This window comes from Oceanobacillus sp. FSL H7-0719, from assembly GCF_045040795.1.
GTDB lineage: Bacteria > Bacillota > Bacilli > Bacillales > Amphibacillaceae > Oceanobacillus.
Genome location: NZ_CP150301.1, coordinates 3,666,782 through 3,693,070, shown reverse-complemented (window position 1 = coordinate 3,693,070; position 26,289 = coordinate 3,666,782). Strand labels below are relative to the sequence as shown.

Sequence of the window (26,289 nt, the reverse complement as noted above, 5' to 3'; positions counted from 1 at the left end):
TATATAAAAAGAGGCAATGGTCATTGACCCTTGCCTCTTTCCTTCTCATAAGATAAGACCTGAGCCAATGGGAATTTCCACTGATTCAGGTCTTAGAGAGGGCTATTTATTTGTGATTTTGATTTTGATTCTGATTTCGGTTATTACGTCTTTCATTGTTTTGCTCGTTATTTTCTCTGAAATTATTCTCATCAAAGAATTCATTCTCGTCTGCAAATTCTACATCAACAATTTCCTGATTACGATTAATTTCCTCTTTACGATTTCTTTGATCTCTGCGATTAAAATCTCGATTGTTGTTATCCATGAATGACCCTCCTGTTAGTTATCTTTGTTAGAAAGAACACTGAATGGAATTACTGAACGAAATCCTTATAGCATCCCTTCCGTCTATTATTGTATCCTCAAATGTAAATACCACTCATTATTTAATGAAACCAAATCTTTCCTTTCTTTCTATTTCAAAAAATGGATTTTAAATTAACTTTGCATACTAAAATGCAATGGATTCGTTTCCTCCCAGGCTTTTCCTATCTGCAATAAAAGTTTTTCTGATAGATGATTTCCGATAAATTGCATGCCTGCTGGAAGACCTTTGCTGTCGAACCCCATTGGTACAGCTAAGGCTGGTGTTCCTGTTAAATTCACCGGAACTGTAAATGGCAAACACTGTTTCACAACCTCTAAATTTTGCTTTACCCAGCTCGCACTAAATGCAGGGGTAGTAATCGGTATAGTTGGGCCAAGCAAGATATCAACTTCATCAAATGCCTTATGAAATGCTTCAACCATTTTTCTTCTAGCCTGCTGTGCCTGAATATATTTTGGCGTGTTAGTCAAAGCACCAGCCAAAAAGAAAGTCCGGATGTCCTGCGAGTAATCTTCAGAATCGGTCTGTAACCATTTATAATGAAAAGCAGATGCCTCCCCAGTTACAGTTAAATAACCCGCAAATTCAGACGTTTCTAATTCCGGAATTACTATTTCTTTTAATTCAGCACCTAATTTTTTCAGTATCTCCATTGCATGACGGAATAGCTTTTCTATATCGGAGTCCAGCCCTTCAAGATAATACCTGGGAATACCAATCTTTACTCCTCTCATCCCTTTATTTAGATTTTCCGCATAATTAGATTCCCGTATATGAAGGCTTGCAGGATCTTTCGGATCGAACCCTGCCATATAATCAAGCATAATTGCTAAATCGGAAACCGATCTCGCCATAGGGCCTGCAGTGTCCAATGACCATGCTGTAGGAAAAATACCGTACGTACTGACAAGCCCGTAAGTTGGTTTTAACCCATATACACCACACATCGCAGCAGGTAATCTTATCGAGCCAAAAGTATCTGTTCCTGTCGCAATTGTCGCTAGTCCTGAAGCTAATGAAGCTGTTCCGCCCCCGCTCGACCCTCCAGGCATATAGTTTATATTCCATGGATTGCGAGTCGTACCAAAGAAAGGGTTCGTACCTGTAGATCCAGCAGCAAGTTCATGCATGTTTTGCTTTCCTAGCATAATTGTTCCAGCTTTAAGCAATTTCTTCACTGTCGTTGCAGATGCTTCAGGTACAAATTCAGAAAAAAGCTTTGATCCATCTGTCGTTTTTATATTTTTTGTATAATAATTATCTTTTATTCCAATTGGAATGCCGTGCAAGGGACCAATGTATTTGCCTTCCATAATATTCTCCTCCGCCTCTCTCGCCTGCTTTAAGGCTAATTCGGGCAATGGGGTAATATAGGAATGAAGAATTGGATCAATTGTTTCTATCCGTTTTAACAGATGCTGTGTTAATTCTACAGGGGACAGTCTTTTTCCTTTAATTAACACACTAAGCTCGGTCGCTGTCATAAATGATAATTCATTCATGTCATTAAGTCCTTATCAACTACAGTAATTGGGACAGTCATATTTAAATATGGAAAGGATTGAAGTGAAGTTTGGGCTTGTTCCATCGTAGAGAATATGCTTTGGATAAAAGGAAGATCTGTCTCATACACCGGTAATCCTTGTGAATGTAAGTTCTCTCTTATATCGTTTACATCAATCATCTGATTTAGCCTCCTTTATGGGTGGTTATACAATATGAAAAATAAAGAAAGAGTGTGCTGGCAGAGTAATTATTGTTCTAGGTATAAAAGACAACGCATAGGTATATAAATGGAATTAACATATCTATTAAATAGGGCGGTGATTATAAATGGATGATAAATCATCAAAAGATGAAAAACGAGTTACTAATGATGTAAAACAAGAGCAATTAAATCGTTACCGTATATCTGACAGAGGACAGCCAATGACAACACAGGAGGGTAAAAAAAGATCACAAGACCAGGACCAATTAAAGGCTGGAATACGTGGTCCTTCTTTACGTCAGGACTATGAGTATTTAGAAAAAATGTCTCATTTTGCACATGAAGAAATACCGGAAAGGGTGGTTCACGCCAGGGGATACAGTGCTTATGGTGAGTTTGAATGTTATCAGTCCATGAGTCATGTAACAAAAGCGGGATTCTTACAGGAGCCGGGTAAAAAGACACCAATAACCGTTCGTTTTTCTACTGTTCAGGGTGGAAAGGGTTCCTATGATACAGCAAGGGATTTGCGCTGTAAGGGTGTAAAGCTTTATACAGAAGAAGGTAATGTGGATTTAACGACCATCGCAATGCCTGTATTAGTAAATATGGATGCAATGAAGTTTCCAGATGTAATGCATGCATACCAATCAAAGCAGGCAGATGATATTCCTACAGCAAGCGGAGCACACGACCGCTTTTGGGATTATGTAGCAAATAACGTTGAATCCCTTCATATGGTACTGTGGATTATGTCCGATCGCGGCATTTTAAGAAGCTATCGCATGATGGAATCTTGGTCTATTAATACGTACCTCTTTGTTAATGATCAAGATGTAGCTACTTTTGTGAGGTATGTCTGGAAACCCGTTCTTGGAGTCCATTCCTTGCTTCAGGATGAAGCGCTGAAAATCGGTGGACTGGACCCCGATTTTCACAGAAGAGATTTAAGGCAGGCTATTGATTACGGTGCTTTCCCTGAATATGAGCTTGGGGTACAGTTAATTTCGATGGAGGATGAATTTAACTACGATTTCGATGTTCTCGATCCTACAAAGTTTTGGCCCGAAGAGGTCGTTCCTGTAGAGATTATTGGTAAGTTGACACTCAATCGAAATATTGATAATTATCATACAGAATCCGAACAAGCCGCTTTTAATCCCGCAAATGTGGTGCCGGGAATTGATTTCTCTAATGACCCCGTTTTGCAGGGCCGGTTATTTGCATATAGAGAAACACAAAACCACAGACTTGGCAGTGCAAATTATACTGAATTACCAATCAATAAATCAATATGCCCGTTTCACAACAATCAAAGACGAGGTGTTATGCGTCAACGAATTGATGTTGACAAAGTAAACTATCATGAAAACTCACTGGCAGACAACACGCCATACACAGTTCCACCAGAAGAGGGCGGCTACAAATCTTATCCCGGTAAAGTAGAAGGCCACAAAATTAGAGCAAGAAGTGATTCATTCAAGGATTATTTTTCACAGCCAAGAATATTCTGGAATAGTTTAACCCCTGTAGAAAAGCAGCATACGATTGAAGGATTAAGCTATCAGGTCGGCAGTGTAAAGAGCGAATCTGTTCGTCAGCAAGTCGTTGATGTACTTGTCAAGGTTGATAAAGAAATGGCTGTTATTGTTGCAGATAATATTGGAGTTAACCGTCCAAGCGGAACCAATGTCCCTGTTTCTGCAAGCTATGCCTCACTGAGTCAGGCGAGCACCCCTAAATATGCATATACCCAAAAAGTGGGCGTATTAATTGGCGATGGATTTAATGGAGCTGAAGTAACAAATGTACTTAATACCTTACAGCAAAATGGGGTTTTTGTTGACATCGTAAGCGAAAGACTTGGTACTGTAACTGGATCTGACGGCACAACACTTAAAGTAAATAAAACTTTTCTTACTTCCAGTCCTTATCTTGTTGACTCGCTTTATGTAGTTGGCGGAAATTCGAATAATCAAGGAAAGTTCAATGCCGATATTACAGAGTTTGTACATGTGGCATATCAACACTATAAACCAATTGGAGTTGCGACAACAGGGCAAAGCTTTGTTCAATCATCACCAGGAAATAATTTAGCTGGTGTCGTGTTTGCAGCGAATAATCCAAATTTCGGTGAAGACTTTGTAGCCGCCATTGCTCAAATGCGTTTTTGGGACAGAAAATAGGTTTTGTTTTATGGAAGGGGCATGCTCTCTCAAAAAATGCTCCTTCTGTTTATTTTATCGTAAGCATCAAGTTCCTATAATGAGATTATTCCCAATAACAAGCCTGCAAATGATTTCCATCCAAGTCATAGAAATCAAAATATTGATTGATTCCATCCATTTCCATCTCACCTATAGTTACCTGATTTTCTTTTAATTTTTCATAAACAGCTTTTATATTTCGTGTGTAAAAAATCGGATATGCTTGGTTGGATGATGGAGCTGCTCCACCTTCCTCGATTGTTAATGGTATAGTATCTTTATCAAGTAACAGGATTCGATAATTTTCCCCCTTCAAAGATTCTTTAAATCCAAGGATATCCTGATACCAAAGGCTGGATTTCTCCACATCACTTACTTTCAGACAAATTGTATCGATCTTCTCGAACAAGTTCATAAGCTTTTCCCCTCTCTTTTTCTTGCTTTTTTATAAACTTCGACATTACTTAGGAGAATCCTTTAAATATTTTTTGGCGGATAGGATCTAGCGTAGTAAACGTTTTAATCCTCCCAGTAAAAAAGTGCATCTAACACTTTATATCCATAAGATTCACGATAAATAGTCGGTATTTTCGTTTTAAAAGACAAAGGCTTATTCACAGTTTCCTCATCTAAAATTACGTACTCAAATTCTTCTAGAGCTTGCTTCAACTGACGCTCTACGGTATGAAATCTTTCGCTGATCTTTAAACGACGTGGATCATCAAGCAAAGAACTATAAGCCCCACCTACCTCTTCATTTACGGCGATATTGATTATTCTCATTCGTTCATCTTCACCCATAATAGTAACTGGAGCCAGACGGCAAACATCAATAATAATCCCTCTTATCTCCAGCTCTCTTTCCCCGTTTTTTTCTTCTATGACTGTAATGTCTTCTTTCCGATAACAAAAAAATTCCACAAAGGAGGCATACCCGCTCCCAAAGTGCTCCCATTCCGCATCAACAATTAAATTCGGAATCCGCTTCAGGCGATAAAGCATGCGGCGGATATGTGCTTCAATCTCTCGCTCATTGTTTGTATTATAAGGATAATAATCACCAACAGCTTTTCCTTCTATCGCGTCCTGTAACTGGTCATCTGAAAACATGTATTTCCCTCTTTCTCTTTTTAATTATATTATTCAGGTTTATCGGTTAACACCCACGGTATTTTTGTTTCAAAATCCAATTGGAGAATCGGCTTTGGCATAGCTTCATCTACAAATGATAATTTATGATTCATTGTGAATGTGAAATTTCCAATAGCTGTTGTGTTTGCATCATTCCATTCTTGGGTATCGGCAGACAGACCTGCTAATAACTCACCAACAAAATGATAACTTCCCATATACAATCTTAGTCCATCTTTAGCTTCTCCTAAATCTGATAAATGGTTCGGCTTCGCAGAATCTATGCCTAAACTGAGCAGCAAATTGCTTATCTGTATATCCAACCGGCTGCTCGCAGCACTGAAATTTTCGCAGTATAAACAATCACAATACAAACTGGCCTTTTGATAATATTGCTTTGTCTGTATGGCATCAATATTTAAAACCCAATTAAAAACTTTAATTCGTTCGATGATATCCCTCTCTCCCCCGCAATGAACTGTTATTTTCTAATTATACAAAACTTCCGTAATGATAGTAAATCTATATTATGTATCGTTTCTAAACCAACATTTTAAGTAGAGTCCTAACCACTTTAATTCAGAATAATGTTTGTTTTGCTCTTTTACTTCTCCGCTGCAGATTCGCATTCCAAATGCCCCTCGCTTTCCGCAGGCCCCTGGAAAGCGAATTGTATTCAAGCTGCGATTTTCCAGGGAACTTACAAAAATACTGAATTAAGGTGATCAGGTTTTTCTATCTGTTCTTCCTTCTCATTTGCCAGGGAAACAAATCACTATACCGTTTATTTTGAAAATCTTGATTGAATAAAAGTTGAGCTTGTTGCACTTGCCAAAGACTAGCAATTTCCCCCTTGAACACTATTATTGTGAATCATTTCACAGATAATTAACAATTATAACGTTTTTCATATCGATAATTGGGTATAATAAAGGTGTATACAAAGAAAATACATACAAATAAAGGAGAGAATTTAATGTCAGCAATTATCTTTTCATCACCTAGTAAATATATTCAAGGTGCCAATGAGTTAAAAAACATTGGTGAATACGTACAGGAGTTAGGGAAAAAGGCATTAATTTTATCTGATGAAGTTGTTTGGGGTATTACTGGTGAACAAATCCAAACGAGCTTTAATAAAGTAAAGTTAGATTATCACTTCGTAGAGTTTAATGGAGAAGCATCTATAAACGAAATTAACCGTGTTGTTGAAGAAGGCAAACAGGTTCATGCAGATATACTTGTCGGTGTTGGAGGCGGTAAAACACTGGACACAGCAAAGGCTATTGCTGATGGCCTGGATATTGGAATTGTAATTGTCCCTACCACAGCTTCAACCGATGCACCAACGAGCGCATTATCTGTTATTTATAGCGATGAAGGTGTGTTTGAATCCTATAAGTTTTATAAAAAAAACCCTGATCTCGTTTTAGTTGATACGGCAGTTGTTGCCAAAGCTCCTGCAAGATTTTTCTCTTCTGGGGTTGCCGATGCAATGGCAACATGGGTAGAAGCGAGAGCAAATATTAAGAGCGGCGGATTGACAATGGCTGGCGGTAAGCCAAGTATCGCAGCACAAGCGATTGCCAGAACTTGTGAGGAAACTCTATTTGCGTATGGCATTCCAGCTTACCAAGCAGTACAAAAAGGAATTGTCACGAAGCATGTAGAGGCTGTCGTGGAAGCAAATACATTATTATCTGGTCTTGGCTTTGAGACTGGTGGACTTGCAGGCGCTCATGCAATACACAATGGCTTCACAGTACTTGCAGGTGATATTCATCATTTAACACATGGAGAAAAAGTGGCTTATGGCACATTGGTTCAGTTAATGCTTGAACTGCATCCAGAAGAGGAATTGCTGAGTTATATTCATTTTTATCGTGAACTCGGCCTGCCTACAACATTAAAAGAAATGCATCTGGATGAAACTTCCTTTGAAGATTTATTGAAAGTTGGAGAAGCTGCAACACAAGAAGGAGAAACAATGAAAAACCTTTCTCCTGACATTACTGCAGAAGATATAGCAAATGCTATTATTGCTGTTGACCAGCTAAGTAATGGTTTATTATAATTAATTAAAAATCGAATCCCTATACTTTCATGTATGGGATTCGATTTTTTTCCTGTAATGAGATGGTGAGAATGTAACCTGATACTCCTCTACCCATTCTTTTATAATTTTTTCAGTCAGCAAGAGTCCTAACGCGTTATGCTGCATCTCGATTGCTTCTCCACCTGCTATTAAACCATCCGTATCCCAGTCAATCCAAGTACCATAAGCATTTGCCCAATCCATTAATTCTTTTCTCAATATATCAGAAAGCTCAAATCCATTTATATCCAAATTAAATCCGCATTTCCCGCACCAAAGCGGCTCTGTTCCTATATCTGCTTCAACTTTAATATGTGTTAGCTCTTCACATTCACAATGTGCATTCATTTTCTTCCTCCATATAGTCAGTCACTTTATCTTTTAAATTGAAAACATAATAAATAATGATAACATAACTCATGCTGACCTGATAATGATTGTTCGTAAAGATGTAAAAATCACCTTGATGATGAAACATCAGTTCCTATTTAAATTTAAGCCTATTCAGGGCTCTTAAACACACCATAATCCATTTCTCTACACAAAAAACGGTTTCGAACATTTTACTAATAAATGTTCGAAACCGTAATTCAATTTAACACCACTATAAAATTACTCGTCACTTCCACGATAACGCTGATATGGTAAGGAATTCCACGTTCGGTACTGCAGCTGCTCAGTCCGGAGCGGTGAAGGAAGGTCTTCAAATATCTTACGTGCTACATCCAATTCCCGCATCGCTTCACTCTTATCTTGATACATAAATTCATCAGATGCAGTGTCGGCTGCTCTTTCAACCTTTTCTTCCAGGTATTCTACCACCATCTCCTGATGCCTATGGAGCGTCTCACGAGCGTCTGATACCCATTCTGGCTGAACAGCACGTGTCATGTCAGTCACATAACTAAACTCTTCATAGATTTCTTTATAAATGCGATCAGCATTTTCACGGACATCTGTAATTGCTGTAACTAAGTCTTCAATCGTAAGCTGCTCCGCCTCCAGTGGAACTTCTCTTTCCGCACCGCCAAGTCTCGTTCTATGCAAATAATATGGGAAAATACTTTTAATCGTTTTGCCGACTGGAGAAATTGCTTGCTTGTTTTCATCTATCCCTTTCGGCTGAATTCCTTGCATTGCAATTCGCGCAGATTCAGGACGAACGATTTCTTTTGGCGGTAACACACCATAACGTAAAAGCTCCCTTATTCCCGTTCCTGAAATATTTATTCGGTACCGCTCATCATGCGGGCATGTATATTCGGTAGCCGCACTGTCGCACCTTGTACAATAAAATACTTCGTGGAACAAACGAATATCAATTCCTAGTTCTTCTGGAGTAAATGTATCAAAAATTGTATGACTGGCATACTTGTCATAATAATCACCAATCCCGGCATGATCTCGTCCAATCAGAGCATGGGTACAGCCGTAGTTTTTCATAATTAAGGCATGGAGCACTGCTTCCCGCGGACCAGCGAAAATATATGTCACTCGTAGTGGTGCTAATATTGTCCTGTCTTCTGGATAATACGTATCAAGTACACTGCGATATGCAAGCATCCTGAACTCATGACGTGTATATTCCCGCTTTGCCATCTCAACCAATGGCTGAACAAATAATCCATCCAACTCTTCTAATGCATTACGATGAATATACTCATGACCACGGTGTAAAGGATTTGCACCTGTAATAAATCCGCCGACAGAGTTAAATTTCTTTTCCTCATAAAACAGTTTCCATGTATCCTTTGGTTCAAGCCTGATGCTTTCAAACGGACCCCAATGCACGCGGCGCAACAAGTGAATTGACCCGCCTAACGCGGTATCTCCCATTCTGCGATAGATTGAGTCTACACCAGGATGATTGCGATCTGCTGTACCGAATAAGTGCATGGCGCGAAACTCCCGATCGTAATCAAAGAGATCTTCAATTTTTAGTATTGCTACTGCTTCTTTTGATTCATCGGCCAGAGCCACTTCGTCTCCGACTTTTAGTGTTTTAATGATTTCCTTATTTCGGTCACCTATTGGTGCAAAGCTTAGAGGTACTGGCCAAACAACACCATTACTTAATCTGCCTTCTGTCAGCACCGATTTATAATCTATTTCATTCATAAATCCCTTATTAGGAGATAATACACCAGTCGCAATCATTTCCAGTGTAATGATTGCCTCTAAATCGACAACAATCATTGGTAACTGTTTGGATCTTTCAATCGCATCCTCAAGCTCCTGTCCTTTTAATACTTGATTTATCAATTCACCTCCATGGGGCTGTTGTGGATAAGCTGCTATTTTCTCATCTAGTATCTTTGAACTCATTCACTTTCCTCCTCATTCTCTCTATGTTAAAGATTTACAGTACTATCCCTCTTTACATAATCATTAATTAGGATCCCGATATCCTGTATTTGCTTTAACTTTAACTTCAGCATAACGAACAGGATCGTATTCCTTTGATAAAATTGTACCTAGATAACCACCAAGGAAACCTAATGGCACACTAATAATTGCTGGGTTTTCAAGCGGGAATATCGCCTCACCAACAAATAATGCTGCCCCTTCCACTGGTGAGAACACACTTGGACTGATCGATACGAGTATTAATGCAGATAACAGACCAGTTAAAACGGCCGTTACAGCACCTGTCGTATTAAACCTTTTCCAATATACGGTGTATAAAATAACTGGCAGATTCGCACTTGCAGCGATACAAAATGCAAGCGATACAAGAAATGCCACATTTAAATACTGTGCACCTAAGGCGAGCACAATCGATAAAACAGACACTGCGAGTGACGCATATCTGGCAGCAAGCATTTGCTGGCGGTCAGTTGCTTTCCCTTTTTTAATGATTTGCCCATAAATATCATGCGCAAATGCAGAAGCACCTGATAATACCAAACCTGCCACAACAGCAAGAATCGTTGCAAAGGCTACCGCAGAAATAAAGGCAAATAAAACGTCTCCCCCAATTGCTTGTGCAAGCAGTGGTGCTGCCATATTCCCCCCAGGATTCGCCCCAAGGATTGCGTTTTGTCCTACAAATGCTGCCGCACCGAATCCAAGAAATAATGTAAGAATGTAAAAGATTCCTATTGTCCATGTAGCAGTAATAACAGAGCTTCTAGCTGTTTTTGCGTCTTTTACTGTAAAGAAACGCATTAATATATGAGGCAAACCAGCCGTCCCTAATACGAGTGCAATCATTAGGGAAATTGTGCTAAGTGGCTGAGTATATTGTATGCCAGGCTTTAAGTAATCAGCACCATGAGTTGTTGCCGTTTTTACTGCTGTGAACATAGAAGAAATATTAAAGTTAAATTTCATTAAAACAAGGAAAGAAATAATAATCATACCAGCCATTAAGAGCACTGCTTTTGTAATTTGCACCCAGCTCGTTGCAATCATACCGCCGAATAAGACGTAAATGGTCATCATCACACCAACGATTAATACCGCAATCCAATAATCAAGGCCAAATAATAGCTGAATTAATGCACCAGCACCAACCAGCTGTGCAATCATATAAAATAACACGATGGTAATCGTACTAAGCGCAGCTGCTCCTCTGATTTTCTTCGCATCAAAACGTGCGTTAATCATATCAGCAATTGTATACTTTCCTAGATTTCGAAGTGGTTCAGCTACTAAGAATAAAACAACTAAATAGGCAATCAGAAAACCAATACTGTAGAAAAAGCCATCAAATCCATTGAGTGCAATCGCCCCGGCTATTCCCAGGAATGAAGCTGCAGATAAGTAGTCACCGGCAATCGCCAGTCCGTTTTGCCAACCGGTCAATCCTCCCCCAGCTGTATAAAAATCTCCCGTGCTTTTTGTTCTTTTTGCTGCATAATACGTAATTACTAATGTTAGAATAACGATTGCTAAGAAAAGGATAACAACAGTGGCATTCATTATGTGTTGCCTCCTTTGTTCAATTGATCTTTAACAATTTCTTCTGCCTGTTCATCAAATCTTCCTGCTTTCTTAACATAGATTGTGCACAGAACCCAAGTCATAATAAATTGGGCAAATGCAAATACCCATACCCATGATATGTCACCGAAGAATGATGTATTGAGAAATGAAGTATACGAAGTAAAAATTGGCAGTAAGAAGTAAAATATAAGAAAAAAAATTGTCATTGGAATAATGAACTTCTTTTTATCCCTCATAAACTTCTTAAACTGCTTACTTTCTTCTACTTTCACGAAATCAATTTGCTTGTTTTTCTTTTTTTCAGCAAATGCAGGCTGTGTATTCATAAAATAGCCATCCTCTCCATTAGTGAGATTTCAAATAAATCCATTCCCTATTTTCCGCCGTGTCTTCACCTGTTTGAAAAATCCCCCTCTCCCCCACGTCTCCCGTTGGAAGCGCTTACCAAATTATAAGCATTTCAAACAGATTTGAGCTAATTTTGGGATAAACGGTTGAATTTTAGGATTAAATGGTCTCCTATTACAGATTAATGGTTATAGTTTGAATCTTTTTAACAATATTTTACTTGCTGAACGACTCACCGGTATTTTTGTTTTTTCCTTATCCTTTAAAGTTACATTGCTCGTCCCATTAAACCATGGGGTAATTTCAAAAATATGATTTAAATTTACAAGATAACTTCTATGGGTACGGAAAAAAGCATCATTCGCCAATTTACCTTCAAGCTCCTGCAATGTCATTTTACTTGTTATTATTTTATCTTCTGTGTGGATTTCAAGCAGTTTTTTATGTGGGACGGCATAGTAAATCGCTTCAGGAGCAAGTACCACCATTCTCTCTCCGTCATCGATCAATAACTTCTCTTTCGTTAGAGGCATGTTTTGCTGGTTAGTTTTCTCTTTATTTGAATAAGCTTTGCGCAATCTAGAAAGCGCACGTTTAAAGTGTGTTTCCTCGTAAGGTTTTAATAAATAATCAATTGCCTCTACATCAATTGCATCCAGGGCATATTCATCATAGGCAGTAGTAAATACAAATAACGGCTGTTTGTCAGCTTGTTTTGCAATAATTTTTGCTGCCTCTAACCCTGACATCCCCGGCATTTCCACATCAAGAAAGATAATATCTGGTTTATGCTTTTTATATAATTCTACTAATTGCTTTCCGTTCTCAGCATAAGGGGATAGCACAATATCCTCTTCTTCCTGCAGTAAATACATCAATTCTTTTCTCGCCATTGCCTCATCTTCAGCAATCATCGCCCGCATCATCATGTAATCGCCTGCCTTTCCATATGATTTCTTCGGGGAATCTGAAACAATACTTCACTGCCTCCTCCAGGCAAGTTATTAATTTTCAATCTTGAAGCGTCGCCTAATAAACTGATAAGCCGCTGATTTACGTTATATATCCCAATCCCGCCATTTTTTACATCTACTAAAGGTTTATGACTGACATCTTTTAAAATATTCCTTGGAAAACCTCTTCCATTATCACGGACAGAAATATAAACATCGCTTTCATCCGATGTAATTAAAATATCAACTCTACCTCCTGTTGCAACATGATGCAAGCCATGCTGAACACAATTTTCTACCAATGGCTGGATTGTAGAAGGCGGAATATAGATATTCGAAAGATCTTCAGGCTTCTTAAAGTTAATTTCCAGTCTTTCAGCAAATCTCGCTTGGATAATGGATGCATACGCTTCTACATGTTCACATTCCTTCTCCAGTTCCACAAGCGACTTTGAAACGAGACGCAAATTAAACCGCATAAAGCTAGCGAGCTTCAATGTGATATGCCTGGCTGTTTCCGCATCCTCTCTAAACAATGTAGCGATCAGCTGCAATGTATTAAAAAGAAAATGTGGATTAATTTGCGCCTGTAAATTCCGCAATTCTGTATCACGAATATGCATTTTCAGCCTTTCAGCCGTCAGCACATTTAATTGATTTGAAATAAACTGACCAAGCCCCTGAGCCATCATTAGCTCGACTGGTGAGATGTTCTGCGGCTTGCGGAAGTAGAACTTAATTAAACCTGTGTCATCATTCGCTTGGGTGATTGGAATCATAATTGCAGCCCCTAACGGACATTTTTCCTGACTGCATTCAAGGTCTGTTTTATCATATGTAACTTTCATTTGCTTTGATTCGATTGCTTGCAATGCTAAACTTGAGCGAATTGGCTCACCAGCTTTATGATGATGATTGCCGAGCCCTTTATGTGCCAGAACCTCTCGGCTATTCGTAACAGAAACAGCCGCCAGCTCCAGACGATTGTACAATAACTCAGTAATTCCCTCTGCCATATCAACCGTAAAATCTTTTTTCAAAAATGGTATCGCCTCTTCGGCAATCGACAGGGCCTGCTTCGTTGCCAATGCAGCCTCATTCTCCTGCTCTTTCAGCACAATCCCAATCATAGCAGTGAAAATAGCAATTGCCAGACTATTAGACAATACTAAAGGAAGACCAATCCAATCAACAATTTCCACAATATCAAATGTTTCTGTATAAAAAATAAGCAAAAGCTGCATTTGTAATACTGGCGGAAAGACACCAATAAATAAGGCCTTCAATGGTGAAATAACCCGCTCATTGGAAAAAAACCGCGCAGTCCAGCCTGCAAGCAAGCCTGTGAGCGGGTTAACAAATCCATTAGCAAGCCAGCCAACCCCACCAAGAAATATTAGATGCACACCTGCAATCAGGCCAGCACCTAATCCTACAACAGGGCCTCCTAATAAACCAGCAATCACAATCGCTACTAAGCTCATACTGACGATAAGCTGATTTTCCCCTACTGGAAACAGAATAAAATGATTGTTAACAACTCCACCATCTTCAATTATAATTCCTGTAATCGTGCTCGCAATGCCAAACAGGCCAAACACGACAGCATGCACAAGTGACATTCGCAAACTAAATTCACGATAGAGCAAGGTTTTAAAGCCTGGTGTGCGCGTTAGCACAAAGGCAATAACCAGCAATAAACCAATCCGCTCAAAAAGTATGATTGTTAAGTCCTTCAAGATGCATCACTCCTTGAATTGATTCGTGTCTGGGATTTTTTAAAAAACTGCTCATATAATATTTGCGACTGTGCTTTCTTTGGGGATAGAATCGCACCAAGATATGCTCCTAAGAAGCCGATTGGTATTGCAATAATTCCTGGATTATATAATGGAATAATCGCTGCTCTTTCTATTAAACCACCTTCTGGATGCATGATATGAGGGCCAAGCACAAGCAATGCGAGTGAAGCGCAGAGCCCACTGAGCATTCCAGCAATCACGCCTGTTTGGTTGAACCTTTTCCAATAGATTGTGAGTAATAAGACTGGAAAGTTGCTGGAAGCAGCAACAATAAATGTCATAGAGACAAGAAAAGTTACATTTATCGTTTCTAACCTTAATGCGAAAATCGTAGAAATCAATCCAATAACAAAAGCCGTCCAGCGGGCTGCTACAAGCTGTTCCTTTTCAGTCGATTTTCCCTTTTTTAAAATATGATGGTAAATGTCATGAGAAAAGGCTGTCGTTGCTGAAATAACCAGTCCTGCTACCACCGCTACAATCGTAGTAAAAGCAACTGCAGAAATGAACGCTAAAAGAAAATCTCCTCCCACTTCTTTTGCTAGTAATGGAGCAGCTAGATTACCAGTAGGATCGGCAGCTACTAAAGTATTAAACCCAAGTAATGCAATCGTTCCCAGTCCAAGAATTAATGTCATGATATAGAAAACACCAATAATCCATGTTGCACTGATTAATGAGCGTCTGACTTCAAAAGTATTTCTCACTGTGAACAATCGGATTAAAATATGCGGTAAACCTGCAGTTCCCAGGATTAATGCAAATTGCAGAGAAAATAGCTCAATTGGATTTTCAAATAAGTGTCCAGCTTGAAAAAAAGATTCCCCAAGCGGTGAATTATCTTTCACTTGTTGAACAATTGCCCCAATATTCCAATCAAAATTTGACAATACAATTAATGAGAGCAGAAATGTACCCGACATGAGTACAATTGTTTTTACAATCTGCACCCAGGAAGTCGCAATCATGCCCCCAAACATAACGTAAATTGTCATCAGACTGCCAATCACAGCAACTGAAATCGAATAATCAATATCCAATAAAAGACGCAATAAAAAGCCTGATGCAACAAGCTGTGGAATCATGTAGAGGATGGATATTGAAAATGCCCCGATCGCCATAATCCAGCGCATGGAGTTTCCGGGAAATCGAGAACAAATTACATCACCAAGGGAATATTTACCAAGCCGATGCACTGGTTCTGCAACCAAATATAAAACAACTAAATAGGAAACTAAAAATCCGATGGAATATAAAAATCCATCATACCCGCTAAGTGCAATCGTGCCAACAATTCCTAAAAAAGAAGCAGCACTGATAAAGTCACCAGCAATTGCAAGACCATTTTGAAATCCAGTTAAACTCCCTGCAGCTGTGTAAAATATATTGGTTGTTACACTTCGCTTTGCCGCCCAGTAAGTAATAATCAGTGTGCATACAATGATACAGATAAAAAACAAGAAGTATGTAAGGTTCACTGTTCCTCCCCCTGAAACATTTGCTCTAATGCCCGATCAATTTTCTTCGCTTTCTGATGATAGATAAGACCTAAAATCCATATCATTAGGATTTGTAAAAAAGCATAAATCCAGGCCCAGCTTACACCTTTTATAAAGCTTGATTGATTCATAGCTTCCGGGAAAAAGATGAGCGCAATTGGAAGCATAAAGTAAAACAGGGAAGCAAATGAAAGAGCTCGGAGAATAAAACGTTTCTTTTCCTGCATAAGTTGCATATAAATCTCGTCCATTACTTATCCCTCATCTTCTATAGAGTTCTAAAAATCAGTAAATTTTATTTATTATGAATATAAATGAACAGAGCAGATATGTAAAGCTATTTGATTCCAATAAATTAGCAGAGTTACTTTAAAGGAATAAGCCTTTTTTTCATATAAAAAAACACCTATAAAAATATAGGTGTTTTCGATTATTTGTGGCGAGTGAACCATGTGTTCACATTCACATGTATTGCATTGTTCCCCGACTTATACAAATCAGCTCATCGCTAGGTAATCATACCATCTTTTAAAAGATATGACCAGTTATTTTTTTGTGCATATTGTTTCATTTAGCTTCCTGCAATCCTGTATATAAATTACCTGCTTATTATTTTATTAAAATCCTGCCAATTCACTAGTCGCATAAAGTCTGCACCTTGGTTATAGGATTGGTCCTTCACAATTAACTTTACTGGGATTTCCTTCAATGTTTCTAATATAGCCGGCTTGTCGTCAACAAAATAATCAAGCGCTAAATCCTTAATAATATGTGTTTTTTCATGGTCCTCCATCCCAAAGAAAAACTGTTCATCTTTTACAGGAAAACCTTTCTTTTTCATCCATTCACGCGTTCTGATACCATGCTCTTTCGGTCGTGCTGTAATATAGAAAATCTCATGACCCTGCTTTTCAAGCTCAAGTAAGACTTCAAGTGCTTTTGGAAAAGTCGGGCAGTCTGTATAATAAATTTCTTCTAAAGAAGTTTTCCACATTTCTTTTCCTTCATCATCTGTTAAACCAAAGGGTTCATGAATTTCGACACGAGTCAAAGCATGAAAAACATCCAATGAAAGGTCTTGCTGTAATTTTTCTTTATAAATATGAAAAGCATGCTCCCGTAAATTAATCAATGTATCATCTATATCAAAACCAAATCTCATCTTCTATCCCTCAATCTTCGCAATATTACTGTATGCTTTCATAGCTTGGATACCCAATAAACTTAAAGTCTTTTCCAATTCGCTCGAAGTTTGTATCAGTCAGCTCGACAGCATCTTTCATCAGTTCAAAACCTGTTCCTTCCAGGAAGGTTGGTGCATCTTTCCCGCCGATTAGCTTAGGTGCAAAGTAAAGCACGACTTTATCAATCAATTTATTCTCTAAGAAAGAAGCATTCACATTTCCGCCACCTTCAATAATCAGTGAAGTGACATTCTTTTCACCTAGAAGCTCGACAACCTCATTTGGATTAACTGTTTTCTCATCATTTGTTATAAAAACTTTTACGCCTAAATCCTCCAAAGCCTTTTTCTTATTTTCATCGTACTGCTTGCTCGTAAATATCCAGGTTTCCGCCTGTTTGTCTGTAACAAGCTGAAAATCAAGTGGGATTTTTAAAGTAGAATCGAGAACGATGCGGATTGGATTACGACCGTTGGGAATTCTTGTAGTCAAAGCCGGATTATCTTTCAATGCCGTGTTGATGCCCACTAAAATAGCCATATTTTCATTCCGCAGCTGATGTACATCATGTCTGGCTTCTTCCGATGTAATCCATTTACTATTAAAACGATGGGTTGCAACCTTCCCATCAAGAGTGATACCAGATTTAAGCGTAATAAATGGTTTCTTTTCTACAATAAACTTATTAAATACTTCATTCATTTTCCAAGACTCTTTTTCACGAACACCTGTAATTACTTCAATTCCCGCATCTTCAAGGATTTTCACGCCGCTTCCGGAAACCTGCGGGTTCGGATCAAGCGTGGCAATTACTGCTTTCTTAATTCCAGCACGAACAATTGCCTCTGCACATGGGCCGGTTCTTCCATGGTGTGAACAGGGCTCAAGCGTAACATAGATTGTCCCGCCCTTTGCCATATCCCCGGCCATTCTCAGTGCATGAATTTCTGCATGCGGTTCACCAGCTTTAAGATGTGTTCCAACGCCAACAATTCGGTTATCATTAACAATGACAGATCCAACAAGCGGGTTCGGATCTGTCTGTCCTTTCATTGCTTTCGCATTGTTGAGAGCAAGGTCCATATAAAATTCATGATTAGTCATTTGGACATGTTCCTTCCGCTTTTAAATGACCAGACTTTACAATTTTTGTTTCTAAATATTTCTCATTATATTCCGAGACATCCCCCCATAATGGAGTTCTCCCGGCAACTGACATCCCGGAGTCACGTAGTGCTGCTAATTTATTGGGGTTATTTGTAATTAGCGTTACTGGCTTTGTACGCAAGCTTTTTAATACAGTAATTGCATCTTCATAGTTTCTTAGGTCATTATCGAAGCCAAGACTTTCATTTGCTTCAACCGTATCAAAGCCATTTTCCTGAAGCACATATGCCATTGCTTTACTGAATAAGCCGATGCCGCGTCCTTCGTGATTCGCTAAATAAAATAATGCTCCGGCTCCATGCTCTTTAATTTTCTTCATCGATTCTTTTAGCTGGAAACCACAGTCACATCGCTTGCTTCCAAAGATATCACCAGTATGGCAAATAGAATGCATTCTGATTAATGCTTCATCTGCATTATCAAAATCCCCATATACAAGTACACTCGATTGCTGATATTCCGCAAGATTTGCTGAAGCAAGATGATCAATAATTCGTTCATAATCCTCTGTTACTTCATCATAGTTTAACCAACAGTACCATTGGAAAATTGTTGTCTCTCCGTAAAGATTTACTGGAAGCTGAATTGGTCCAACTAAGTAAATTGCCTCGTCTTCCTTTTGAATCAGTTTTATTTTATCTTTTAAAACCGAAAGTACCTTCGATTCAAGTTTTATTTGTGCCATGTTGTCTGTCTCCTTTCACTTACACACTTTAGTATAGTGAATAAGTTACTTATCATCAATTTATCTTTCTCGAGATGGATGATATTTATTTAAACAGATTATTTAATATCATATGAATATCCCGCTCATTTGAAATGGGCACATTAGAAAAGCATGCAGAAACAAGTGCTTAACACTCTGTCTCTGCATGCCAAAAACGGATTATTAATCACTATTGCTTCTGACGGCGTTCCCCCATGAAGCGTCTAAAAAGCTCTTGGAAAGGAATCCGGTGAGCGATAGCCATATTTAACAGCAATATCAATCACTTTCATATTGCTATTCCTTAATTCGAATCCTGCAAGTGTCAGCCTCCTACGCCTGATATACTCTGATAAGCTGATACCTGTAAGAAAGGAAAACATGCGCTTGAAATGATACCCAGAGCATAAAGCGAATCCATGCAATGACTTCCTTCTATTATGGACTAACAAGAAATAGTTAATTAGAAGCGACATTTTGTGTACAATAATGAAGGGTATATTTCCTGTTAAAAAAGTCTTATCCGTCAACAACATTTTTAATACTCTCAGCGATATGAACGATTTCCTGGATAACATGGCCTGCTTCATGGCTGTCTTTAATAGTGAAGAGGTAATTGGCTTCCCCTTCTGCAGGATTTGAAACATTCCCAGTAAAAGTTTCCGCTTGTTGTCTAGTGAGCACTTCTTCAAAACTAGAAGCTGCTCGGAAGATATTTGTATTACGCTGGCTCTCTTGGACACGTTTTTCCAGAACTTCATCTGCAATATCAAAATGAACAAGAATGCGTGTAAACTCTTCTTTTGTAAACAATTCTTCCAGCAAATACTTCCGGCTTCCCCTGCTTCGATTTGAATTGCATATAATCAAATGATAGTCTGTATGCGCTTTTGTATAATCAACAATCAGCTTGGAAAGTGCATGTTTAAGCATATTAGGACCTTGCTTGGGCTGCAGTTCTTGATAATACTTGTTTATGAATGCAGCGTGGTTGTCCTGATCCATTACAATGGAGTTATGTAATACTTTTTCAAGTCTCCTTGCAAAAGTTGTTTTTCCACTATGGGTTTTGCCTACAGTAATAACTGCCAGTCTTTTCATCAGCAGAACTCCTTTCCATTTAATCAAAACAATTCATCAAGCAAAATATAATATCGCATTTTTTCCTCGTCGGGAGCAATCCCTAATTCTTCAAAAAATATACGATAAGCAGCTGGATAGTCATCTCCTTTTCCAGTTTCAACAAGATTATGCTTCATCGAACGGACTGCCAATGCGATATCCTGCCACTTGTCTCCAATCCCGCAAAATCCAAGGTCCAAATAACCGGATATCTCACCATTCATAAAGAATATATTCGGGAGGCAATAGTCACCATGTATGAGAATCTTTTCTTCCTCCGGGCGATTAGCGAGTAAATATGCATAAAGCTCCATTGGGTTTGCAAAGCCTTCCGCTCCAAATGTCTCAGGCTCTACGTTTGACATATCGACAAGATTATTTTCTATATTATATAAAGCGAGATCTAGTTTATAATCCAAATCAATCACTCTCGGGCAGTCACCAATATTCACTTCCCAGAGCTTTTGTAAACCTTTGGCAAGCAGCTTTGCCATCACTTGAACATCTTGCGTCACGGATGGATCACAAGCCATCTTTCCTTTCAGTCTAGTCATTAGAATATAATTCTTTTCACTATCTGAATAAAAGTCAACGACGTCCGGCACGGGTAGTTTTCCTTTTAACCATTGCATCATCTCGTATTCACCATCAGAGGTGTGACTTTTATTTTCTGCTTTTAAGACAAGGTCGTTTTCAAAGATAAAGACATTCGATGCAGACTTGCCAATAGAATCAACTTCAAAGTTCTTCCCTTGCAACAGAGTCTTCATCGTAACTGGTAAGTGCTGTAATACGTTTTTATGAAAATACTGTTCCTTCAGCAGTCTCTCAATCACTCTAATCTCCCTTATATTCCATGGACAGGCGTCAAGATCTGTTATTTGCTTATTATTCTCTATTGCTTCTTCAAGTGTCACCCATACGACTTGATACTCGTATTCTTTTTCATATTCATCAAGATTTTTTTCACCTGCTTCAGGCTCGACCTGACAAAAGAAATAATGTGAGTCCATTTCCATTACATCGATTCTTTTCTTTCTTCTCTCACGCACTTTTCCATATTTTTCAACAGTATTTTTTATGACATGGTAGCCCGTTTCTTCCTGAACTTCCCTGATCAACGTATCCACAAGATTTTCACCTTCTTCTTGACCGCCGCCGGGAAACTTATAATCTCCATACTTGCTTGTGATCATTAAATACTTTTCACCGTCAGAAATAATTGCTCTTGATGCAGTCCGCTTGAATATAGTTTGTTCGCTATCATAGTTTTTAAAATCGATTAAAATATCCAATGTATCACTTCCGAACGTTTTAATTTTCTCTATCTGCTTTATCATATATTAAAAAATCATGAATACAATAAATGTTAGATTGTGTTGGCGCACTAAAATTTGCTGCCTTCGTTTAATGAGATTTTACCATCTATTCGTTCAAGCTGCTTCATTAACTCATCTTTATGTATCCTTGTTAATCCCATAAGAGTAAACTTTCCATTTTCTATAAGTTCTTGCAGCCTTTTTGTTTCCGTACACGCTATCTCATCTCATGTAATTCATTGCTGATTGTTCCATTTAACAATGCTTCTTCCAATTCGTCTTCATCTAATCGGATAATTTCACCATCTGGCAACACAACAATGTCTATAAATAAGTCATCTACCCAAGGAATATTATTTTCGACACCATTTCTTTCGCAAATATCAATATACCACTGCACAACCTCACCATTTGAATCAAACATTGTTGTTAATGAATATTGTTCATTGGTTGGAAAGTACTGCAGCCATATATAACCATCATTAACAATACAAATCTTCTGGTCTTTATATTTTACATATAGTGGCTCCGTAACCTTATTTACTTTAATTAAAGTTACATACCCCTTGAACCCTTCTGTATCAATCAATGCTTGTGTATATTCTTTTTCAAGGAGGCGCTTCCATTCTGAACGGTCTCCATATCTTCTTTTTAGCATACTGTTCCTCCTTCAGACTCGGACTTAACAAATAATATCCACTTTTCAGTAAACACTTTCTCTCAATCTACTTTACCATAGAATCGAATGATTTATTTTTATATAGTCCAACACTCTTAATAGCTCCCTGTAAAGACTTTTAGCGATTTTACAGGATAGTTCTCCTATGTCTGAATCGTCTTAAATAAAAGCAGCTTATATGTTAGAATATACGTATATACATATAAAATAAATGTTTATTGAAAGTCGAAATCAGGGGGAATTACTTGGATACGATCATTCTCTATATTTTTATTATTTTAATCGCTTCTATTTTACAAACTAGTACTGGTTTTGGATTTTCAATTATGGCAACACCATTCTTACTTCTGTTGTTTTCGCCTCCAGAAGCCATTCAAATTAATATCATTCTTTCATTAATTATCTCCGTATCGCTGATATGGAAAATAAAAGCAGATATTGACTTTATCATTTTAAAGAGGCTTTCTATTGGAAGCATTATTGGAGTGCCATTTGGAATTTTAATCTTTCTCTCTATAAATATCACCCTATTTAAAATGATAGTAAGCATTATCCTTTTAGTATTAACATTACTGTTGATATTTAAATTTACGATTAAAAGCACACCTTCCCGGGATTTTATTATTGGCGGATTTTCCGGATTATTAACAACCAGCATCGGCATGCCAGGACCGCCATTATTGCTTTATTTTACTGGGACGAATACAGAAAAGGCGAAGCTGAGAGCAACTACTCTAGCCTTTTTCCTTTTTATTTATTTTGTCAGCTTAATCACACAAATCAGCTTTTCAGGCACATCCAAAATTACCTGGTTATCGAGTTTGTATGCCGTTCCAATTGTATTTATAGGTTTATATTTGGGGGAAAAGCTGTTCAAAAAGCTAAATCAAAAGATTTTTCGGCTATTTATGTACATCCTTTTACTTTGCACAGGCACGTATCTTCTTATTGAGAGTATAAGCAGTTTTTAATAAGGAAATATTGGAGGGACTTTTATTGAAAATGGATATCAGTTTCAGAAAGGCTACAGAAAAGGACCTGGAAAAAATCGTTGCCCTGCTAGCGGATGATATGCTGGGTGCTGCACGCGAACGGTATGAATATCCGCTCCCCGAAAGTTATAAAAATGCTTTTAACGCAATTCAATCTGATCCCAACAATGAATTGATTGTAGCTTGTATCGATACGGAAGTGGTTGGAGTACAGCAAATTACTTTTACACCATTTCTTACATACCAAGGCGGCTGGCGAGCAACGATTGAAGGGGTCAGAACTTCTGCATCTGTACGAGGTGAAGGTATAGGCACGAAACTTATTCAATGGGCAATCCAAAGAGCAAAAGAACGCGGCTGTCATTTAATTCAGCTTACGACGGATAAACAAAGAAGAGATGCCCAGCGATTTTATGAGCAATTAGGCTTTCAGGCAACACATGAGGGAATGAAGCTGAAGCTGTAATTTACCCCTCTTTAAAGAATTGAAAGCAGAGTATAAAGTGAAACTTCAATCAGGGGGAGTTTTTTTCTCCCACTGATTGTTAGTTGAACCAATCGGGCGATTAGAGATCGATGCGATTAATTGTCTCCATGACATATTCCAATCCGATAAAATCCTGTACGAAAGTTCCGATTCGTTTTAACTCGGTTGCCCGCACCACCAATCTATTGTCAGGCATAACTGATTCCTAAACTAAATGGATGTATTTACACCGAGAGATGTTTTTCCATATGCATTGTAAGCTACTGAAAATTTAACTCAGCTTCAGTAAAACCAGCCTTAAACTTTGTTAACTCGATTCCAAACGACTGTACATAAGTATTATTTTTTTACACATGGTTATAAATCTGCTCTTAACTTTTTTCATAGGTTTCTTCAGTAAATAAAAGGATAAGTATTTTTCCTAAAAAGACCCGGATTCCGCATATATTTTAGCGAAATCCGGGTCTGACTATTGGGGGTAAATTTTGTTTATCAATTTACTTTTCCTTCCCTTGGAGTGCTTCCTTTTCTCTCATTTTCACTAAATAATAGGAATTAATCCAAGAAGCAATTGGGATAATCATAGCGATGCCGATTCCAGCACTAAGAATAATAAGCAGTTCTGACGTAAAAATCTTTGAGTTTGCAATTTGCCCAATAGAGTAATGCATATCTTTCACCCAGAGCAGAAGCGCCAAGTAACCGCCAAAAAATGCGAAAAATAATGTATTTGTGTTGGAACCTAAAATATCTCTGCCAATTCGTAATCCGGAAATAAATAAATCCTTTTTCTTAATGTCCGGATTTTGATTAAATATTTCCTGCATTGGTGATGTGATGGAAATTGCAACATCAGTAATCGCACCTATCGTACTCATAATAATCATTGCCGCTGCGATTTTAACAAAATCAATTCCAATATAAAGGGAATAGATGCTTAACTCATCCACTTCTTCCTCACTAAATCCTTGGATCATTAATTTTTCAGTCATTACATTAATCAGCAAGATTAAAACGATAATTGTTATCACAGTAGACAGAAAAGCTGTTTTCGTTTTACTGTTTACTTCATTTATATAAAACAGATTGATGCAGCTAATGAGTGCACAGGCAATTAATATCATAATAATTGGATTCACACTCGGATCCAGCAGGAAAAAAACAGTAAGCAGCATGACACCGAAATTTAAGAACAGCGATATAAATGACCGCACTCCTTTTTTTCCGCCAATGAGGAGCATCAATATAAATAATATGACAGATAGCACGACTAATACATTCATACTTTACCCCTCTTTCGATTAACAAAAAAGATAGATATGTACAGACCAATTGGAATAGTTAACACGATTCCAATACCGCCTGCTAAAGCTCGTGCTATTTCCATAGATAAATTAAGTGATAGCGTAAATCCCAAAGAGGAAGCATTTTTTAAATACAATAAGAGCATAGGGATAGAGCCGCTTATATATGCAAAGAATAGAATGTTTGTCATCGTCCCCATGATATCTCTTCCAATATGCATTCCCGACTTTTTAAGCACTTTGTTCTCAATTGCATGATTTTTCTCGTACAACTCAAAAACAGAAGAAGACATGGTAATAGCAACATCCATGACCGCACCTAACGAACCGATTAATAAACCAGCAAGAAAGACAGCTTGGTAAGGACGCGTCAGAAAATCGATTGATTCATATCGTAAACCGTTCTCCGAAGTCAGCCATAGGACAGCGTATGTAATAAAGAATGAGATAAAGGTCCCTAAAAGTGTTGCAATAATTGCAGCATAGGTTTTTTCATTAAAGCCATTAATAAGCAATAAAGAAATGACAGTAAATAAAACAACAGTTATTCCACAAATAATCAGCAAGCTAAAATCTGCATGATTGACATAAATATCCAACGCATAGGATAGCAAAACAGCATTCACAACTAAACTGATAATGGAGTAAAACCCTTGTCTTTTACCAATAATGAGTAATGTAAAGATAAAAATCCAGACAATTGGAAGAATCGTTTTATCCCGCTTCACATCTTGAATCACGCCGGTTAAATCTGCATCTTCAACCGTATTTTCATTAATCCAGACAAACACCTCATCTCCAGCTTTATACTCCTGATCGTATGCTCCAGAGGACGAGTATTCATTTGTCAGGTGAATGATTTGGTTTTTCTTCTGTCCATTTTTCATTTCCGCTTCAATTGATTGTGTAAATAGAACATCTTCGTTATGATGAACATCAACTATATCATTCGTATCCTCTAGCGTTGTTTGAATGACTTTAGCTATGGGCCGATCATAAAATGAATAATTAAAATTGACAAAAATAAATGATCCAATAGCTAGGATTGCCAGTATACTATAAAATACAATTTGCTTATAATTTATATTCTTGACATGCAAATTACATCTCTCCTTAAACCGAGATAAAGCCACATTATAACAAATCCCAGTTATTAATTGCAAAATTAGACTCAATTACAAGGGTATAGAGGCAGCTTTTTTCTTTATTCACCATATACAACGATTGTTTATCAGAAGATAAAAATCGTGCAGTACCTGACTATAATA

The 26,289-nt window shown here is 37.9% G+C and carries 26 protein-coding genes and 1 pseudogene; 4 read left to right on the top strand and 23 right to left on the bottom strand.

Features of this window, described 5'->3' with window-relative positions; genetic code table 11:
- Positions 1 to 106: 106 nt before the first annotated feature.
- From NST93_RS18710 to NST93_RS18700, 3 genes are all read right to left on the bottom strand, one after another.
- Positions 107 to 307: a hypothetical protein gene (locus NST93_RS18710; RefSeq protein ID WP_405099702.1), complete on the bottom strand. Its 201-nt coding sequence runs from the start codon at positions 305 to 307 to the stop codon at positions 107 to 109.
- A gap of 173 nt (positions 308 to 480) precedes the next feature.
- Positions 481 to 1,872 (bottom strand): amidase, encoded by a 1,392-nt coding sequence (locus NST93_RS18705; RefSeq protein ID WP_405099700.1) that lies wholly within the window; start codon positions 1,870 to 1,872, stop codon positions 481 to 483.
- On the bottom strand, positions 1,869 to 2,054 hold the full coding sequence (locus NST93_RS18700) for a hypothetical protein (protein ID WP_405099698.1): 186 nt from the start codon (positions 2,052 to 2,054) through the stop codon (positions 1,869 to 1,871). The genes NST93_RS18705 and NST93_RS18700 overlap by 4 nt, the downstream gene beginning before the upstream one ends.
- Positions 2,055 to 2,203: 149 nt before the next feature.
- Here NST93_RS18700 and NST93_RS18695 point away from each other — a divergent pair, with 149 nt between their 5' ends.
- Positions 2,204 to 4,264: a catalase gene (locus NST93_RS18695; RefSeq protein ID WP_405099696.1), complete on the top strand. Its 2,061-nt coding sequence runs from the start codon at positions 2,204 to 2,206 to the stop codon at positions 4,262 to 4,264.
- Between the two features lie 85 nt (positions 4,265 to 4,349).
- Here the strand turns inward: NST93_RS18695 and NST93_RS18690 are convergent, their stop codons facing one another.
- The 3 genes from NST93_RS18690 to NST93_RS18680 form a co-directional block, all read right to left on the bottom strand.
- Complete coding sequence (locus NST93_RS18690) at positions 4,350 to 4,700, bottom strand: VOC family protein (protein ID WP_405099694.1); 351 nt, start codon at positions 4,698 to 4,700, stop codon at positions 4,350 to 4,352.
- Between the two features lie 104 nt (positions 4,701 to 4,804).
- Positions 4,805 to 5,395 carry a hypothetical protein gene (locus NST93_RS18685; RefSeq protein ID WP_405099692.1) on the bottom strand — a complete coding sequence of 197 codons (591 nt, stop codon included), beginning with the start codon at positions 5,393 to 5,395 and terminating at the stop codon, positions 4,805 to 4,807.
- A 29-nt stretch (positions 5,396 to 5,424) separates the two neighbouring features.
- On the bottom strand, positions 5,425 to 5,739 hold the full coding sequence (locus NST93_RS18680) for a hypothetical protein (RefSeq protein ID WP_405099690.1): 315 nt from the start codon (positions 5,737 to 5,739) through the stop codon (positions 5,425 to 5,427).
- A gap of 653 nt (positions 5,740 to 6,392) precedes the next feature.
- Between NST93_RS18680 and NST93_RS18675 the strand changes: the two genes are divergently transcribed.
- Positions 6,393 to 7,490 (top strand): glycerol dehydrogenase, encoded by a 1,098-nt coding sequence (locus NST93_RS18675; RefSeq protein WP_405099688.1) that lies wholly within the window; start codon positions 6,393 to 6,395, stop codon positions 7,488 to 7,490.
- Positions 7,491 to 7,517: 27 nt separating this feature from the next.
- Here NST93_RS18675 and NST93_RS18670 read toward each other — a convergent pair whose 3' ends face one another.
- The 15 genes and pseudogenes from NST93_RS18670 to NST93_RS18600 all read right to left on the bottom strand — a co-directional run bounded on the left by NST93_RS18670 (position 7,518) and on the right by NST93_RS18600 (position 22,217).
- Positions 7,518 to 7,859 (bottom strand): hypothetical protein, encoded by a 342-nt coding sequence (locus NST93_RS18670; RefSeq protein ID WP_405099686.1) that lies wholly within the window; start codon positions 7,857 to 7,859, stop codon positions 7,518 to 7,520.
- A 264-nt stretch (positions 7,860 to 8,123) separates the two neighbouring features.
- Positions 8,124 to 9,836, bottom strand: coding sequence for a sulfate adenylyltransferase (locus NST93_RS18665; protein ID WP_405099684.1), 1,713 nt, complete (start codon positions 9,834 to 9,836; stop codon positions 8,124 to 8,126).
- A gap of 63 nt (positions 9,837 to 9,899) precedes the next feature.
- Positions 9,900 to 11,435, bottom strand: coding sequence for a cation acetate symporter (locus NST93_RS18660; RefSeq protein ID WP_405099682.1), 1,536 nt, complete (start codon positions 11,433 to 11,435; stop codon positions 9,900 to 9,902).
- Complete coding sequence (locus tag NST93_RS18655; RefSeq protein ID WP_405099681.1) at positions 11,435 to 11,785, bottom strand: DUF485 domain-containing protein; 351 nt, start codon at positions 11,783 to 11,785, stop codon at positions 11,435 to 11,437. The genes NST93_RS18660 and NST93_RS18655 overlap by 1 nt, the downstream gene beginning before the upstream one ends.
- Positions 11,786 to 11,995: 210 nt before the next feature.
- Positions 11,996 to 12,736 (bottom strand): LytR/AlgR family response regulator transcription factor, encoded by a 741-nt coding sequence (locus tag NST93_RS18650; RefSeq protein WP_405099679.1) that lies wholly within the window; start codon positions 12,734 to 12,736, stop codon positions 11,996 to 11,998.
- The gene (locus tag NST93_RS18645; RefSeq protein ID WP_405099677.1) at positions 12,733 to 14,499 is read right to left on the bottom strand and encodes a LytS/YhcK type 5TM receptor domain-containing protein; all 1,767 of its coding nucleotides are present in this window, start codon (positions 14,497 to 14,499) and stop codon (positions 12,733 to 12,735) included. Before NST93_RS18645 ends, NST93_RS18650 begins: the two co-directional genes overlap by 4 nt.
- Positions 14,496 to 16,040, bottom strand: coding sequence for a cation acetate symporter (locus NST93_RS18640; protein WP_405099675.1), 1,545 nt, complete (start codon positions 16,038 to 16,040; stop codon positions 14,496 to 14,498). The genes NST93_RS18645 and NST93_RS18640 overlap by 4 nt, the downstream gene beginning before the upstream one ends.
- Positions 16,037 to 16,312: a DUF485 domain-containing protein gene (locus tag NST93_RS18635; RefSeq protein ID WP_405099673.1), complete on the bottom strand. Its 276-nt coding sequence runs from the start codon at positions 16,310 to 16,312 to the stop codon at positions 16,037 to 16,039. Before NST93_RS18635 ends, NST93_RS18640 begins: the two co-directional genes overlap by 4 nt.
- Before the next feature lie 347 nt (positions 16,313 to 16,659).
- Positions 16,660 to 17,223 carry a 5' nucleotidase, NT5C type gene (locus tag NST93_RS18630; protein ID WP_405099671.1) on the bottom strand — a complete coding sequence of 188 codons (564 nt, stop codon included), beginning with the start codon at positions 17,221 to 17,223 and terminating at the stop codon, positions 16,660 to 16,662.
- 25 nt (positions 17,224 to 17,248) lie between these two features.
- Positions 17,249 to 18,349, bottom strand: a complete 1,101-nt coding sequence (gene ribD, locus NST93_RS18625) for a bifunctional diaminohydroxyphosphoribosylaminopyrimidine deaminase/5-amino-6-(5-phosphoribosylamino)uracil reductase RibD (protein ID WP_405099669.1) — start codon at positions 18,347 to 18,349, stop codon at positions 17,249 to 17,251.
- Positions 18,342 to 19,097 carry a GTP cyclohydrolase II gene (locus NST93_RS18620; protein ID WP_405099667.1) on the bottom strand — a complete coding sequence of 252 codons (756 nt, stop codon included), beginning with the start codon at positions 19,095 to 19,097 and terminating at the stop codon, positions 18,342 to 18,344. Before NST93_RS18620 ends, ribD begins: the two co-directional genes overlap by 8 nt.
- 248 nt (positions 19,098 to 19,345) lie before the next feature.
- Positions 19,346 to 19,531, bottom strand: a pseudogene (locus NST93_RS18615) (helix-turn-helix transcriptional regulator); the annotation flags it as partial.
- A 106-nt stretch (positions 19,532 to 19,637) separates the two neighbouring features.
- Positions 19,638 to 20,219 carry an ATP-binding protein gene (locus tag NST93_RS18610; protein ID WP_405099665.1) on the bottom strand — a complete coding sequence of 194 codons (582 nt, stop codon included), beginning with the start codon at positions 20,217 to 20,219 and terminating at the stop codon, positions 19,638 to 19,640.
- A gap of 23 nt (positions 20,220 to 20,242) precedes the next feature.
- Positions 20,243 to 21,580 carry an APH(3') family aminoglycoside O-phosphotransferase gene (locus tag NST93_RS18605; protein ID WP_405099663.1) on the bottom strand — a complete coding sequence of 446 codons (1,338 nt, stop codon included), beginning with the start codon at positions 21,578 to 21,580 and terminating at the stop codon, positions 20,243 to 20,245.
- Positions 21,581 to 21,776: 196 nt separating this feature from the next.
- A complete protein-coding gene (locus NST93_RS18600) occupies positions 21,777 to 22,217 on the bottom strand; it encodes a DUF402 domain-containing protein (RefSeq protein ID WP_405099661.1) in 441 nt (146 codons plus the stop codon).
- Positions 22,218 to 22,483: 266 nt separating this feature from the next.
- On the opposite strand from NST93_RS18600, the gene NST93_RS18595 reads away from it, so the two are divergent.
- Together NST93_RS18595 and NST93_RS18590 are read left to right on the top strand one after the other, a co-directional pair.
- Positions 22,484 to 23,209: a sulfite exporter TauE/SafE family protein gene (locus NST93_RS18595; RefSeq protein WP_405099659.1), complete on the top strand. Its 726-nt coding sequence runs from the start codon at positions 22,484 to 22,486 to the stop codon at positions 23,207 to 23,209.
- 31 nt (positions 23,210 to 23,240) lie between these two features.
- Positions 23,241 to 23,696, top strand: a complete 456-nt coding sequence (locus NST93_RS18590) for a GNAT family N-acetyltransferase (RefSeq protein ID WP_405103957.1) — start codon at positions 23,241 to 23,243, stop codon at positions 23,694 to 23,696.
- Positions 23,697 to 24,214: 518 nt separating this feature from the next.
- Here the strand turns inward: NST93_RS18590 and NST93_RS18585 are convergent.
- The gene (locus tag NST93_RS18585; protein WP_405099657.1) at positions 24,215 to 25,000 is read right to left on the bottom strand and encodes a YibE/F family protein; all 786 of its coding nucleotides are present in this window, start codon (positions 24,998 to 25,000) and stop codon (positions 24,215 to 24,217) included.
- Positions 24,997 to 26,121, bottom strand: coding sequence for a YibE/F family protein (locus NST93_RS18580; protein WP_405099655.1), 1,125 nt, complete (start codon positions 26,119 to 26,121; stop codon positions 24,997 to 24,999). The genes NST93_RS18585 and NST93_RS18580 overlap by 4 nt, the downstream gene beginning before the upstream one ends.
- Positions 26,122 to 26,289: the final 168 nt, after the last annotated feature.

Excerpts from the sequence above, each read along its gene's own strand:
- NST93_RS18590 (WP_405103957.1), top strand. The coding sequence starts at position 23,241 with ATGGATATCAGTTTCAGAAAGGCTACAGAAAAGGACCTGGAAAAAATC.
- NST93_RS18650 (WP_405099679.1), bottom strand. The coding sequence starts at position 12,736 with ATGATGATGCGGGCGATGATTGCTGAAGATGAGGCAATGGCGAGAAAA.
- NST93_RS18710 (WP_405099702.1), bottom strand. The coding sequence starts at position 307 with ATGGATAACAACAATCGAGATTTTAATCGCAGAGATCAAAGAAATCGT.
- NST93_RS18630 (WP_405099671.1), bottom strand. The coding sequence starts at position 17,223 with ATGAGATTTGGTTTTGATATAGATGATACATTGATTAATTTACGGGAG.
- NST93_RS18685 (WP_405099692.1), bottom strand. The coding sequence starts at position 5,395 with ATGTTTTCAGATGACCAGTTACAGGACGCGATAGAAGGAAAAGCTGTT.
- NST93_RS18610 (WP_405099665.1), bottom strand. The coding sequence starts at position 20,219 with ATGAAAAGACTGGCAGTTATTACTGTAGGCAAAACCCATAGTGGAAAA.
- NST93_RS18635 (WP_405099673.1), bottom strand. The coding sequence starts at position 16,312 with ATGGACGAGATTTATATGCAACTTATGCAGGAAAAGAAACGTTTTATT.
- NST93_RS18670 (WP_405099686.1), bottom strand. The coding sequence starts at position 7,859 with ATGAATGCACATTGTGAATGTGAAGAGCTAACACATATTAAAGTTGAA.
- NST93_RS18665 (WP_405099684.1), bottom strand. The coding sequence starts at position 9,836 with ATGAGTTCAAAGATACTAGATGAGAAAATAGCAGCTTATCCACAACAG.
- NST93_RS18620 (WP_405099667.1), bottom strand. The coding sequence starts at position 19,097 with ATGGCACAAATAAAACTTGAATCGAAGGTACTTTCGGTTTTAAAAGAT.
- NST93_RS18695 (WP_405099696.1), top strand. The coding sequence starts at position 2,204 with ATGGATGATAAATCATCAAAAGATGAAAAACGAGTTACTAATGATGTA.
- NST93_RS18700 (WP_405099698.1), bottom strand. The coding sequence starts at position 2,054 with ATGATTGATGTAAACGATATAAGAGAGAACTTACATTCACAAGGATTA.
- NST93_RS18690 (WP_405099694.1), bottom strand. The coding sequence starts at position 4,700 with ATGAACTTGTTCGAGAAGATCGATACAATTTGTCTGAAAGTAAGTGAT.
- NST93_RS18675 (WP_405099688.1), top strand. The coding sequence starts at position 6,393 with ATGTCAGCAATTATCTTTTCATCACCTAGTAAATATATTCAAGGTGCC.
- ribD (WP_405099669.1), bottom strand. The coding sequence starts at position 18,349 with ATGACTAATCATGAATTTTATATGGACCTTGCTCTCAACAATGCGAAA.
- NST93_RS18660 (WP_405099682.1), bottom strand. The coding sequence starts at position 11,435 with ATGAATGCCACTGTTGTTATCCTTTTCTTAGCAATCGTTATTCTAACA.
- NST93_RS18585 (WP_405099657.1), bottom strand. The coding sequence starts at position 25,000 with ATGAATGTATTAGTCGTGCTATCTGTCATATTATTTATATTGATGCTC.
- NST93_RS18655 (WP_405099681.1), bottom strand. The coding sequence starts at position 11,785 with ATGAATACACAGCCTGCATTTGCTGAAAAAAAGAAAAACAAGCAAATT.
- NST93_RS18705 (WP_405099700.1), bottom strand. The coding sequence starts at position 1,872 with ATGAATGAATTATCATTTATGACAGCGACCGAGCTTAGTGTGTTAATT.
- NST93_RS18605 (WP_405099663.1), bottom strand. The coding sequence starts at position 21,580 with ATGATAAAGCAGATAGAGAAAATTAAAACGTTCGGAAGTGATACATTG.
- NST93_RS18600 (WP_405099661.1), bottom strand. The coding sequence starts at position 22,217 with ATGCTAAAAAGAAGATATGGAGACCGTTCAGAATGGAAGCGCCTCCTT.